Source organism: Foliimonas ilicis (genome assembly GCF_039939195.1).
Classification (GTDB): domain Bacteria; phylum Pseudomonadota; class Alphaproteobacteria; order Rhizobiales; family Rhizobiaceae; genus Foliimonas; species Foliimonas ilicis.
The window spans coordinates 133,562-145,696 of the sequence record NZ_JBDUUH010000006.1; the positions used below are offsets into that span (position 1 = coordinate 133,562).

Here is a 12,135-nt window from a genome sequence, read left to right on the forward strand (position 1 = left end):
ATGCCCCATAAACATAACGCCGCCCGCCGTCATCGCATTGGCAAGATGAAATTCAAGGTGACGAATTGGGCGGAATATGAGGAGGGTCTTCGCTGGCGGGGTAGCCTGACGTTATGGGTGACGGAAGAAGCCTTGGCCTTGTGGCATGCGCCACGACGATCAACCCGCGGCGGCCAGTTCCGTTATTCCGATCTGGCCATCGAGACCATCTTGATGCTGGGCTGCGTGTTCGGGCTTCGTCTGCGCCAAAGCGAGGGATTGATGGCATCGCCGCTCGATCTAATGGGTCTTGATCTGCCGGTTCCAGATCATACCACACTGAGCCGCAGGGCGCTGACATGGGAGCCATCGGCTATTGGTATCACTGCAAAGTCGCACTTCATCCTTGAACCCACTTTCGGTCTTCGAATAGTCGCATAAGATTGCAACCTGGGATATTTGGCATATTGGGGCGGATCGAGTGTAGACTAGTTCCGGCGCTCCAACCCTTTTCCAGCTTTTTTGATTATTACTTGAAGGACAGAACCGGCGTTTCAGCCATCATCACTTCAGCATCTGTAAATAGGTTCGGAAATAAGCGCTCTCTATAGTCTAATGGAAACGCGATCCGAACCGGTGCCTTCGGCGTGTCCGATTTCAAGAATCCGCGATCGACGAGGTCTGACAAGGTGTTCCGGGCCGTGCGTTCGGAAGTCTTCAATACGAAATTGGCCTCTCCACGAGGCAGGCTGCCGTAACGCAGGACCGCTGACACGAGCTCGGGTGCCCGTTTGTCATCGACGACATCCTTCACCAAGGCTCGATAGCGCGTCTCGAGACGTCCAAGGTCGAACATCGCCGTTGAGAAGCGCACCTGGTCGAGAGCGATTGTCAGGAACCATTCAACGAAATCTTTCAGAGCACTTTCCGACAGATTTCCTCTGCCATCTCGGTCATTCTGGCGCGGGGTGTCGGCATAATCCATCATTCGCTTGTATTCGCCGCGGTCTTTAAGGCCACGTGCCAATCCCCGCGATATCGACCAGAGGCCACTTCCACCGATTCCGGCCTTCAGCGCCATTGCATGAGACATCAAACGGCTGACGCGTCCGTTGCCGTCGGGGAACGGATGGATGTAATTCAACCGATGATGTGCTGACGCAATGGCTATAATACGAAGACTGGCTTGCCTGTCTGCCATCGCGAATCTTTTCTGGAAATACTCCATGAAAGTAAGAATACGCTCCGATGAGGGCGGCTGGTGACGGCCGACCACAACATCATGGTCGGATATCGCACGGAATTCTCCAGGAACGATCTCGGCCTTGGAGCCATTCGGTTTATCAACGAATCGCAATTCTTCGGGCATCTCCTCATAGAACGCCCGATGAACCCATTGGATGAAATCAATCGAAGTTGGGGAAGGCAAATCTCCACGCAATGCGAGGCCGTCGATCTGTCGCTGGATTTCGACATGGGCCTTCGCTTCCAGGGCGAGGGGACGTCGTTCTGGATCGATCTCGGCTCCAGCCAAAGCGCGTTCGATATCGCGAGGGCGGGTGTTGTGACCCTCAATGAGATTGCTGTAGTAGCTGTTCATCACACGCACGAGATCGGCTAGTTCGGCGGCTGATTCCGGATGAAGGCCTCGGCCGAGATCGTCGGCAGCCCGCTGTAACTCGATCGCAATATCGGCCAGGTTCGTCGGCACCACATCATCGAAAAACAAAGGCTCCATACGAGCAGCCGTTTCCAGCATTTTTTGCCGATCCTTGTGTCGTCTCAATGGTCACGTTTATAGGGTATTTGAGTAAAAAATCCAACATAATTGCCGATGTTGATTGCCGATCTCTTTCGCCGGTTTTGGATGCCGATCAGCCCAGGAAACCGAACGATGACGCGGGTTGAACGTTCACCATCACCCTCAAATCATACTCAGCATTTGAAGAAAACGAAGCCGTTCTCGTGCTCTGAATATGCCATGGACATGAGAACCGGGCAGGCGGTGCTGGTAAGGTCTCCGACTGAACTGATGAGCAAAGCAGCGACGGTCTGCGGTTCGATTCCGCTCAAGGCGAGGTAAGATAGTCGATTTGCAATGTTGTCGATCCTGGTTTGTAAACTGCGTTCACCGGCGGATCTGCGGTATGAGCTCGTCCTAATACTGCATAGCGAAGGCGTCCACCCTGACACGTATATAAGTGGACTTTCGAGAAGATCAGCCTAATGCGACGGGATCGTTAGAGACGCTCCGCGTAGGTGGTGATGCGGGCAAGGATCTCTTTCAGGCTGGGCCGGCCGTGATAATAGAGCGCCGAGGTCCGCTCATATGCGCGCTCGTAAAGCCCGAACGTCCCGGGGGCGGAAAGGCTGAAAGCGGGATTGCTGCTTATGTTCTGATCGTCAGCCTTCGGGAAACGTCGGTCCTTGTGCGCGAGATAGGCTTCCGTACCGATGAAGTCTTGCACTTCCGGCTGGTCCAGTAGGCAGAAGACGTCGTAATAGTGCCGCAGGAAATTAGCGGGGAACTGGCCGGTTTCATGCTGCTTGCGATATTTGGTGGAAATGGTCTGGAGCTTCTCGACCAGCGTGTAGCCGGGCTCATAGCAGGGAACGGCCAGTGCGCGATTATCAATCAGCTCGACGCGCGATGCCGCGTAATCATAGGCCCAGGAGCTGATATCCTTGTCGATATTGGGAGCCACCGTGTCGAAGCCAGCTTCGAGCAAAACTCCGTCCTTGAGATCCGATTTCGTGCCGGTCGTCTCGTCGTAGTAGAGGCGGATGCCGCCGCTGCGATACGTCTCGTTGTCGAATTCGGTATCGCGCTCGATCTTTTGGATACCGTCGATCGTGATCGTCTCGGCCAGCCAGTCATAGAAGGCCTTCCGGCTTTCACGATGCGCCGCCTTGTCGTGATTGGGGCCGGTTTTTACCTCCATCGCCTTCGGCGGTTCGATACGGATATCGATATCCTCCGAGAAGCGGTTGATGATGCGGTATCCTTTCGAGAGCGAGGTACCGCCCTTGAGCTCGAACGCCATCTCCAACTGTTGCAGGCCGTACAGGCAGTGCATGATCCAGTAGTCTTTTTCGACCAGCACCGGCTGCACCTTCATCTGGTCAGCGACGATGCGCAGCAGGGAAGCAAAATCCTTGTGCCTATGGAGGAAATCAGCTGGCATGCGTATCCGCGGCGAGGGTGTTGAAGAATTTCCGCGTGCGCACCATGCCGTATTCCTTGGCGGCACGGGTGAGGGCGGTGCGATTGCCTTGCAGGGCACGTTCCTTCACGCGGGCCAGCACCTGATCGCGGTCCTCGGCCAGCTGGTCGAGATTGTTGACCAGGTCGACCAGTAGGAATTCTTTGGTCAGGGTTTTGGGGAAGGCTGGCTTTCTGCGGAACTCGAACTCTCGGCCGCCCAGCATGAAGTTGCCGTGGCGCTTATGGTTATAGACGACGGTCTTGTTATAGAGCTGCGTCGCGCCGACACCCAGGCTGTTATAGGCATTGGGCGAGGTAACGAGGTAACGGTCATCTTTCAAGAAAGCCTCGACGAGCGCGTCATCCTCGGCGGGGGCTTTGCCGAACGCGGTCTGCTTCGGCCGGTGATAGACGCCGGTCGATAGCTTGGTCAGGTATCCTTCTGCCAGCAGCTGCTGAAGATGCCGATCGACAGACGACGACCATTGGGCGAGATCCTCCCGACGGTAGACCTTGCCGGACCGCAGATGCTTTTTCAATTCCTGTAACTTCGTCATGGGTTAGCTCCTGCACTCACTATAGCGACATATGGTAGTGAATGCAATTTTTTCCAAATTTCATGCAAATTTTGGCGGCGGCTTAGCATCTATCTTACTGAACTAATTGAATTATATAGGGGGACTTTCCGGAAATCTCCACTACTCGAATATCGAAAATCCCGGAACTGACTTACCCCCCGGAAGGTCATGGACGATAGCGACGACATGACGTGCCCTCGTCAAGGCGACGTACAGCTTGGCACGTGCCTCTCCTTCCAGTTGGTCCTTTGGTTTTTCCAGCCACGACATCATTTTTTCCGTGGGATAGATAACGACGCGGTCAAAACCGAGACCTTTAGATCGTCCGAACGTAAGCGTCGGTAGATCGGCCGCCACAACCTTGATGCTGGAACTCCATCGAAGCTGCACCGGCTTACCCGTTTTGAGATAGCGAGGCAGGTCCTTGCGCCTGACAATATGAAGTCCTGCATCATCAGGGACTGGCTGGCGGCAATGGTCGCAGTCGCATGCAGCGGTCGCTGCCATGGCAGGATAGAGTTTGGAGGACAATGCACAAATAGCGGCGCTATTGCGGTGCGATGTGGCAAGGCTCGCCGTATTGATCTCGCAGGCCACCTTTTTATGTAGCTGTCCGGGTTGGAAAAATCTAATACGAATAAATCCGCTGAACGACGGGCCGTCGTTTCATATCCCTTCAAGACCAAAAAGATATTTGGAGCGATACTCGCAACACAGAGGATCCGCTCTTTCATGTCCTTTGGACAGTTCGCCGAAGTGTTAGGAAACCTTTGGAGGTATTGCCTATTCCAACACGCTCAAAAAGCGCGCGCTTCTAAGGGCGTCGACACTGGAAACCGCCGCTTGAATGCGGCCTCGCCCTTTGAGATAAGTAGCCTAGGCACCGGACATAGTCGCGGGGTGTTGACAATGATAGCTGCAAAAGCTTCCGCTCAGCGCTTCATGGCAAACAGGTAGAGCATGGACATCAAGCCGACGGAATTCGCAATCGTTTCGAAGTCACGAGTGCCGTATCTCAGTGGCCTGCGTTACTTCTACAGCGTGGCCAAGTTTGGCTCATTCTCAGCAGCAGCAGAGGCGCTGGCAGTCGCACCCTCGGCGATCAACCGTCAGGTGGCGGCCCTCGAGGAACGGCTAGAACTCCAGTCCCCGATCGAATGTCAGGCTTTGCCGGGCTTGCACGGGAAGGGGTGCCAGATGACGGATCAACTGGCTCATGATCGGCTTCGAGCGCCTGTCGTTGTTGCGGAAAAGAACGGTGTATCGGCTCTTGCGCTCGACAACGGTGGCAATGTTGGCGGAGCCGTGCTCTTTCCTGAAGATCATCAGATCCGCCTCCCAGTGACCGAATTCACTGCGCGAGTTGACCGCTTCAGGCCTGTTTCGAATGGCGCATTCTATTGGAAAGACGAGACTTCTGGGCTTGCGCGCATATCTCGGACGCCGTCTCCGTCGTCGTTCAGGCAGATGCCGGGCCAGTTGCTGATCCTGGCCTTCCTGCGAATAAACATACTGATAAATCGTCTCATGGCTCAATCTGGCAGAAGAGCCGCTGGCAAGCCTTAGCCGCCCGGAGATCTGCTCCGGTGACCAGCCATCCTTCAGGCGATCGATGACTGCTGCGCACAGGTTCGGGTCGCGCAACAGCTTGCGATACTTACGCCGCCGATCCGCCGCCATAGCATGCGCTGTGAGAGCCGCAGCGCTCCGCTACGAGGGAACCCGGTCACTTCCCTCGCGCTCCTTCCCCCCAAAAATGGAGATTTGCAGAATTTACCGAATATCTGTATATTCAGGTTATTCGCCACTCGCGAGGATCTTCGCCATGAAAGAATTTGCCGCCGCCGACCTCACCCGCAAAACGGGCGATCTGTTCGAAGCCGCATCCGTTTCCCCGGTCGCCATCACCAAGCACCGAAAGCCGCGCTATGTCATCATGTCGATGGAGCGCTACGAGGACTTGACCCACAATCACGATACACGCCGCGCCTTCCATGTCGATGATCTGAGCGACGACGAAGCCGCCAGCCTGATCACCAGCCTTCAGCACAGCATCGACAATGACTGACGCAGCCGCGCCAGCCCTGGGCGATGTATGGCGCTATCCATTCTTGTGGAGCCGGGAAGCAGCGCGCGGCGAGACCGAGGGACGAAAGGACCGTCCCGTCGTGCTCTCGCTGTTGGTGCGCAATCGCAGCGATGAGCTTGTCGTTTTGATGCTGCCGATCACCAGTGTTCTCCAGCATAGCCCCTACAGCATGGAAGTGCCTGACATCGAAAAAAGGCGCGCGGGATTGGACGCCCACATGGCGCTTTGGATCGTGGCCGACGAGGCAAACGAAGACATTCCCGCCAAAAGTTTCTATTTCGAGCCTGGAAACCGCATTGGCCGATTTTCCAGCTCGTTCACCAAGCAGGTGCAGGGACTGATGGTCGACGCGCTCAAGGCGCGACAGATCAGCCGCACCAGCCGGCGATGACCGGCGCGCGACCGCATCGAGCGGTCGCTATCCGGTATGAGGGAAGCCCCTAAAGCCCCTTCCCTCACACTCCCTTTCCCCACCACGGACGAGCGCGCCCATCTGGGCGCGCATGCGGTCTTTTCAGCCGCTCGGAGAATGGGCCGTTTCAGCCCGGCCGCTCCATGCCGATGGAAAGCCTGATCTGCCCGCAGGACAGATCAGCCGATTGACCCAAACACGACAGCCGGTGTGGTCAAACCCCGCGTTTTCGCATCACCGTGCCACCGCCACTCGGCGGAAGCCTGTCACAAAGTGCCCTCAGCGAAGATGGGTCGTGTCCAGTTTCGCAAGCTCACGGTCGAGCTTAGCTGTAATGTCCGTTCGCTCGTGGACGATCGACTTTCCGCCCGAGTGCCTGGCCCCGCCATAGGCCGCAAGAACTGCCCCTGCGAAATAGATCATCAGACCGGTCATAGTGGCTGGTGCGTAGGCCACGCGGCCTTCGACAATCTGAAACAGGAAAACGAACAGTGGACCGAGCGCCGTGATCGCGGCCAGCGTCAGGATGGACATCAGCGATATCGCCTTCTGCATTGCAAAGACCGGAAACGCCATGATCGCAAGGCCGATCACGATGACAGCGAGCAGCCCGCCGGGATCGACCGAACCTTTCCCATCGAGGCCGAGCCATGCGGCCGGGAGTGCCACCATCACGTAGAGCGGAAATCGCAGCCCATATTGTGCAATCGGTGCGACGCCGAGGCGGTCGAGCCTCAGGCTGTAAATCATCATTGCCGCGAGACTGACGGTAGACACACAGGTCAGCAGCAATCCGACTATTGCGGCAGTCCAGCCGCCTCGCACGAAGCCTGATTGTCCAAGCAGCGTGATCGCCGCGAGATAACCGACGCCGATCACCACAGCGATCAGGCCGACGCCTTCGACCCGGTTGCGCAATGGTGATGCTTCGGAAACCCCGCAAGCCGAGGCAACCACGACCGCGATGGGGATCAGCCCCGAAAACGCGGTGAAGACCACCGCCGGTTCGATCATTTGAAGCGCGTAGAAATATGCGATCCAGACAAGGGTGGTCGAGAGGTTCAACCCGAACAGGGTGGCTTTGTCGGCCCACGCAATTTTCAGTTGCTCCGGGGCGCGCACCTTCGCCCAGATCAGCGCTCCGGCTGCCGTGAGCCCGAAGACCACCCCGCCGATCAGGAACGAGTCGTAGTCCTGAAACACGCCGCCGAAGAACACCGCCTGTGCCGCTTCTAGGATCACAAAGGAAAAGGCCCAGATCAGCCCGAGCGTCGCGTTGTTCATCGTCTCACCACATCAATTTTTCATTTTGATACGGCGAAAGCGGCGGATAGGGTGGTCAAAATATCTTAGAAAATGGCAATTCAGACCACGGGAGCCACTGTATATGGATGGACTGGACCTGCGGATCGTGGCCGCGCTTCAGGTAGACGGTACGCTCACCAAGGCGGAGCTGGCGGAGATGGTTCGCTCGACGCCTTCGACCTGCCTGCGCCGGGTCGCGGAGCTGCGGCGAACGGGTGTCCTGAAAGCCTGTGTCTATCTCGCCGACCCGGCCAAACTCGGGCGCGGCATTCGGGCTGTTATCACTGTCACCACACGCAACCACACCAGGGACCTGCGATCTTCCTTCGCGTCACGCATTTCAGAGGAACCGGCGATCACCCAGGCATACGGCGTCACCGGCGATCTGGACGCAGTGCTGATCGGTCATTTCGGCGACATGGAAGAATATCAGGCGCTCTGCGACCGCCTCTTTGACAGTGATCCGGACGTGGTTCGCTACACGACGCTGTTCGCTGTCGAGACCTATAAGGAGACGACGAAGATCACGCCTCACGACGCTGCCCGCACATGATAACCATTGTCGCGGGCTTTGGGAGTTTCGCGACAGGTCCCTATACGTGTAGCCTATTTCAACGTCGTAGGTGTATAGGTGCCGTCGCTGTCAATGTCTTGTTGGCGGATTTGCAGCCAATAGAGGTACTGGTGAATTGATCTCGTCGTCACTTCGCCGTTGCCTGAGAAGAATTCGTACTTATCAGCTTCGCCACTTTGGATCAGATTGGTAATTTGGCTGATTTTCGGCGCGATCTCTTCAGGTTTTAGTGTCGCGACATTCGTAAGGCCCCATTGGTTGCTTTCGCCATTTTCGCTCAAGGAGAGCGATTGCGGCTGAAACGCCCCCGATGGGTATGGGCCCGTAACCTATGCCTCGCAGGGATGTGGCTTTGCTACTACGCGGGGCTACCCTTCATGATTTTCTCTCTCGCCGCCGCCTGTTACTACACCGCGCCGGTCTGGATGGCTTTGCTCTCGCGCATCCTACTCGACGAGAGGATCGGTTGCGTAAAACTGATCGCAATCTTTACGGCTTTTGTAGGTGTTATGATCGCTGTCGATCCACTTGGAAGCGAGCTGTCGCTCGCCGTACTTCTGCCGCTCGCGGCCGCGTTGTTCTACGCTTTGACCGCGATTATCACATGGAGCCGCTGCGCCGAGGAGGCTCCACTCGCATTGGCCTTCAACCTGAATATCATTCTTGTGATTGCAGGTTCTGTCGGCACCGCCATGCTGGTGCTCTTCGCGCCGGCAGATGCGGATGGCTTCATTCTCTCCGCTTGGCCGTCCCTTGGAACGGCAGAGTGGCTGCTGATCGTTTTTCTGGCTCTTCTGCATCCCGTGATCGAGATGGCCGTCGCGAAAGCCTACCAACTCGCGCCATCGACGATCATCGGAGTATTCGATAACGCCTATCTGCCCTTCGCCGCCTTCTGGGCCTTCGTTCTCATGTTCGAAATCCCGACGTGGAGCGAGGCGTCGGGAATGACGTTAATTGCGGCGGCTGGTATTCTCATTGTTCGAGAGGGGCATCGGCGGTCCAGATGAAACTGATCGGCCGAAATCGCGGCTTTCCTGCGTGATGGCTCTAACCTGACCGGCAGCAGTCCACCCCCAAAGCGGCTGGTTCCACACGCCACTTTTAGCCCTGCGTGATCGGGATCGGTATCATCATCTACTCTTCCGACTATCAAATCCTCGACAGCATGGCGATGTGGATAAAATACCGTTCCGGTTATTCGCGTAACTACTAGCGATCCGTTGGCACCGAGAACTTCAATGGTCCTTTGAGTAGAAAGAGTCCAATCCAAGCTCGCGCAATAACCTCGACAGTTGGTTAGCCGCTAAGATCATTTCCCGAGCGCCGCTACGCACAAGTGTCTGACGCTCGAGGTCGCTTGGAACTTTGCTAAGTGGCTGCCAGAATGCTGTGAACGCATTTCCGATGCTGGCCAATTGCGCTGCTGTGTCGTGATTTGCGGCAATTGCCGAAATGAGATTGTCGGTGACGGGGCCGATGCCACTCGGAAGCTGCGCGCCACCACTTTCATACCCGTCCGGCAACGTACCCTTAAGGTTGAAAATTCGGCGGTTGAGGGCTGTCTCGAATATCTGGTCGATTGCCTGTCTCGCGCCTGCAACCCGCGAAGGATGGTCGGTGTCGGCGGCGGCATGCGGCAGAAGTTCGAGCCGGGTTCCAAACTCTTCGACAAGATCGAGGTAAGGCAACATTGGGCCGGAAAGGGAGCCAGTGGCCTGATCCTTGAATAGGTCAGCGTCGATTGCTGCATGCGCGACCCGGCCTGAATCGAGCGCCCTTCGAAGTGCGGAAATATCGACCAATTCGCCGCGATCGTAGTTGATCAAAACGGCACCGGTATTGAGCGCCTGCAAAACTTCGTCACCTATCAGACCGTCATTCGCATAACGCTGCGTAGTTTCGTCGAAGGCGCCGAGGCCGACATGTACAGACAGCGCGTCGGCACCGCGGGCTGCGTCGACAATCGTTGGAGCGTAGTCGAAGCCTTCTCGTTCGATCCATTCACGATGGCGATCGCGAGCGTGAATGACCACGCTCATGCCGAAGGCGCGGCCGAGCTTGGCAAGCTCGCGACCGATATTGCCGTAACCGATGATGGCAAGCCGCTTTCCCTCGAGTTTTTCCGTCGGGAAATCGCGCAATTGCTTTCCGGTATCGAAACTACCGGTTGCGACGAGCCTGTGAAGTTCATCAACGGGAAGGTCCGGCCGAACTTTCAAAAGGGCTTTCATAGCCATTTGGGCTGTTGCCCGGCTGTTGATGCCGGGGGTGTTCATCAAAGGTGCGGCTCCGCCGACCCCACTGCCACCGCCCCAGGATGCTGAGCCCATATTGCCGGTGCCTACACCGATACGTACGCCGCCGAGCGGGAATATGGTTTCCTGGGGCAGAAAGGTCGCTGCCGCGATGACTGCATCGTACTGACCGCCGCCTGCTACCGCGAGAAGCTCTTCGCGCGTGCTGATATCGGGCTGGTAGAAAAAATGAAGTTTACCGGCCTCCAATGCCGTTGCGCTGTCGAGAGGCCCATCGTGGAAGATGCCCCCGCGCCCTTCCACATGAGCTTTGGCTTCGCTGAAGTCCGGCCGGCCGGCCCCGTCAAAGCGAAGTCCGATGAGATCGCAGATAAGAATCTTGATTGCAGTCATAGGTGCTCCCTACCCGGTCTTTCTTGTTCTTTTAGCAACTGTTTCAGAAGCGTTTCGCGCGGAATGGCGTAAGGTTGATCGATGTTTTCTGATTTGCCGCGAGTTCGGCAACCAGCTTGCCGGTAACGGAACCGGCAATCAGGCCCTGATGTCCGTGCCCGAAAGCATAGATGACATTGTTCGCCTTCGTTGCGCGGTCAATTACGGGGATGCTGTCGGGAGTACCCGGGCGATGGCCCATCCAGCGGGAGACTTCACCTTCCAGCGGCCGGTTGAACATTGGCCGAGCCTGCCTCAGCAAGGCGTCGGCACGCTGCATGTTCGGCGGGCGCGTCAGACCGGAGAACTCGACATTGCCAGCAATGCGAAGGCCGGTCTCCATCGGCGAAGCGACGAATTTGCGATCGGCCGAGATCGTCTGGACGCGAAGGCCCGTATCGGTTTTGACCATCACATGATAGCCGCGCTCGGTTTCGAACGGGATGGAATCACCGAGATTGCGGGCAAGGTCGGCTGACCACGCCCCGGCCGAAAGAACCATCTGATCGATGGCTCGCCGCTCGCCGCTATCGAGCCGGATTGCGGCAATGCCGGAGGGACCCTTCTCAAAACCGACGACGCGGGCGCGGGTAAAGACTGCGCCCAAGCGTGCGGCATTCTCTGCAAGCTTTGCCACGAGCCGTCCCGGATTTGGGCACTGGCCCTGTTCCGGCAGATAGACCGCACTCTTGAAGATCGGGGCCAGCGCCGGTTCGAGCTGGCGGATTTCGTCGGCGTCGAGGATTTCGACCTTCACGCCGTGGCGACGGCGCAGATCGAGGCTGTAGGCGCTGCCAGAGGGTCCATCGGCGTTTTCATAAACGAAGAGCTGGCCGCGCTTCTGCAGCAATTCCTCGCAGCCGGCTTCCTTGATCAGTGGCTCGTAGCATTCGAAGGTCATGCGGTGCAGGGAGTGCATCGCCGTCGAGATTTCCTCGACGCGCGGCTTGCGGCTCGCGGCGAGAAAGCGGATCAGCCATGGAAGGGCGTGCGGCAGATAGGCTAGCCGCACGTAAAGGGGTCCTTCCGGGTCCATCAGCCATTTCGGCACGTTCCTGAGCACGCCGGGCATGGAATTGGGAATGCAGGATCCCGGGCAGATCCCGCCGGCATTTCCGAAGGAGCACTGCTCTTCCGATCCCGGCAGGGCCGGGTCGACAACTTCGACCGAAAACCCCTGCCGGACCAGATAATTGGCAGAGCAAACCCCGATGATGCCGCCACCCACAACAGTAACCCGGCGGCCTGCGCCGGGTTTGTCCGGCAGCCCAATACCCTGCGAAGACATGCTCAAAATCGCCTT

Annotated in this window: 12 protein-coding genes and 3 pseudogenes; 6 read left to right on the forward strand and 9 right to left on the reverse strand. The window is 57.2% G+C overall.

The window, feature by feature from the left end; genetic code table 11:
* Nucleotides 1-354, forward strand: a pseudogene (locus ABFT80_RS14760) (transposase); the annotation flags it as partial.
* A 154-nt stretch (nt 355-508) separates the two neighbouring features.
* Here ABFT80_RS14760 and ABFT80_RS14765 read toward each other — a convergent pair.
* The 4 genes from ABFT80_RS14765 to ABFT80_RS14780 form a co-directional block, all read right to left on the reverse strand.
* Nucleotides 509-1,738, reverse strand: a complete 1,230-nt coding sequence (locus ABFT80_RS14765; protein WP_347972688.1) for a Fic family protein — start codon at nt 1,736-1,738, stop codon at nt 509-511.
* Between the two features lie 481 nt (nt 1,739-2,219).
* Nucleotides 2,220-3,164 carry a nucleotidyl transferase AbiEii/AbiGii toxin family protein gene (locus ABFT80_RS14770; RefSeq protein ID WP_347972689.1) on the reverse strand — a complete coding sequence of 315 codons (945 nt, stop codon included), beginning with the start codon at nt 3,162-3,164 and terminating at the stop codon, nt 2,220-2,222.
* The gene (locus ABFT80_RS14775; RefSeq protein ID WP_347972690.1) at nt 3,154-3,741 is read right to left on the reverse strand and encodes a DUF6088 family protein; all 588 of its coding nucleotides are present in this window, start codon (nt 3,739-3,741) and stop codon (nt 3,154-3,156) included. Before ABFT80_RS14775 ends, ABFT80_RS14770 begins: the two co-directional genes overlap by 11 nt.
* 141 nt (nt 3,742-3,882) lie before the next feature.
* Nucleotides 3,883-4,359 (reverse strand): 3'-5' exonuclease, encoded by a 477-nt coding sequence (locus ABFT80_RS14780; protein ID WP_347972691.1) that lies wholly within the window; start codon nt 4,357-4,359, stop codon nt 3,883-3,885.
* 363 nt (nt 4,360-4,722) lie between these two features.
* On the opposite strand from ABFT80_RS14780, the pseudogene ABFT80_RS14785 reads away from it, so the two are divergent.
* Nucleotides 4,723-4,845, forward strand: a pseudogene (locus ABFT80_RS14785) (helix-turn-helix domain-containing protein); the annotation flags it as partial.
* A 54-nt stretch (nt 4,846-4,899) separates the two neighbouring features.
* Here the strand turns inward: ABFT80_RS14785 and ABFT80_RS14790 are convergent.
* Nucleotides 4,900-5,457 (reverse strand): annotated as a pseudogene (locus ABFT80_RS14790) (IS30 family transposase); the annotation flags it as partial.
* Between the two features lie 130 nt (nt 5,458-5,587).
* Between ABFT80_RS14790 and ABFT80_RS14795 the strand changes: the two are divergent.
* Together ABFT80_RS14795 and ABFT80_RS14800 are read left to right on the forward strand one after the other, a co-directional pair.
* On the forward strand, nt 5,588-5,830 hold the full coding sequence (locus ABFT80_RS14795; RefSeq protein WP_347972692.1) for a type II toxin-antitoxin system Phd/YefM family antitoxin: 243 nt from the start codon (nt 5,588-5,590) through the stop codon (nt 5,828-5,830).
* Nucleotides 5,823-6,242, forward strand: a complete 420-nt coding sequence (locus ABFT80_RS14800) for a hypothetical protein (protein ID WP_347972693.1) — start codon at nt 5,823-5,825, stop codon at nt 6,240-6,242. The genes ABFT80_RS14795 and ABFT80_RS14800 overlap by 8 nt, the downstream gene beginning before the upstream one ends.
* A 300-nt stretch (nt 6,243-6,542) precedes the next feature.
* On the opposite strand, the gene ABFT80_RS14805 is transcribed toward ABFT80_RS14800, so the two are convergent.
* Nucleotides 6,543-7,547: a DMT family transporter gene (locus ABFT80_RS14805; RefSeq protein WP_347972694.1), complete on the reverse strand. Its 1,005-nt coding sequence runs from the start codon at nt 7,545-7,547 to the stop codon at nt 6,543-6,545.
* Nucleotides 7,548-7,650: 103 nt separating this feature from the next.
* Between ABFT80_RS14805 and ABFT80_RS14810 the strand changes: the two genes are divergently transcribed.
* Nucleotides 7,651-8,121 (forward strand): Lrp/AsnC family transcriptional regulator, encoded by a 471-nt coding sequence (locus tag ABFT80_RS14810; RefSeq protein ID WP_347972695.1) that lies wholly within the window; start codon nt 7,651-7,653, stop codon nt 8,119-8,121.
* 53 nt (nt 8,122-8,174) lie between these two features.
* Here the strand turns inward: ABFT80_RS14810 and ABFT80_RS14815 are convergent, their stop codons facing one another.
* Nucleotides 8,175-8,423 carry a hypothetical protein gene (locus ABFT80_RS14815; protein ID WP_347972696.1) on the reverse strand — a complete coding sequence of 83 codons (249 nt, stop codon included), beginning with the start codon at nt 8,421-8,423 and terminating at the stop codon, nt 8,175-8,177.
* A 9-nt stretch (nt 8,424-8,432) separates the two neighbouring features.
* On the opposite strand from ABFT80_RS14815, the gene ABFT80_RS14820 reads away from it, so the two are divergent.
* Complete coding sequence (locus ABFT80_RS14820; RefSeq protein WP_347972697.1) at nt 8,433-9,152, forward strand: DMT family transporter; 720 nt, start codon at nt 8,433-8,435, stop codon at nt 9,150-9,152.
* Nucleotides 9,153-9,380: 228 nt separating this feature from the next.
* On the opposite strand, the gene ABFT80_RS14825 is transcribed toward ABFT80_RS14820, so the two are convergent.
* Both ABFT80_RS14825 and ABFT80_RS14830 read right to left on the reverse strand, forming a co-directional pair.
* Complete coding sequence (locus ABFT80_RS14825) at nt 9,381-10,793, reverse strand: NAD(P)-dependent oxidoreductase (RefSeq protein WP_347972698.1); 1,413 nt, start codon at nt 10,791-10,793, stop codon at nt 9,381-9,383.
* 43 nt (nt 10,794-10,836) lie between these two features.
* Complete coding sequence (locus ABFT80_RS14830; protein ID WP_347972875.1) at nt 10,837-12,120, reverse strand: NAD(P)/FAD-dependent oxidoreductase; 1,284 nt, start codon at nt 12,118-12,120, stop codon at nt 10,837-10,839.
* Nucleotides 12,121-12,135 lie beyond the last annotated feature (15 nt).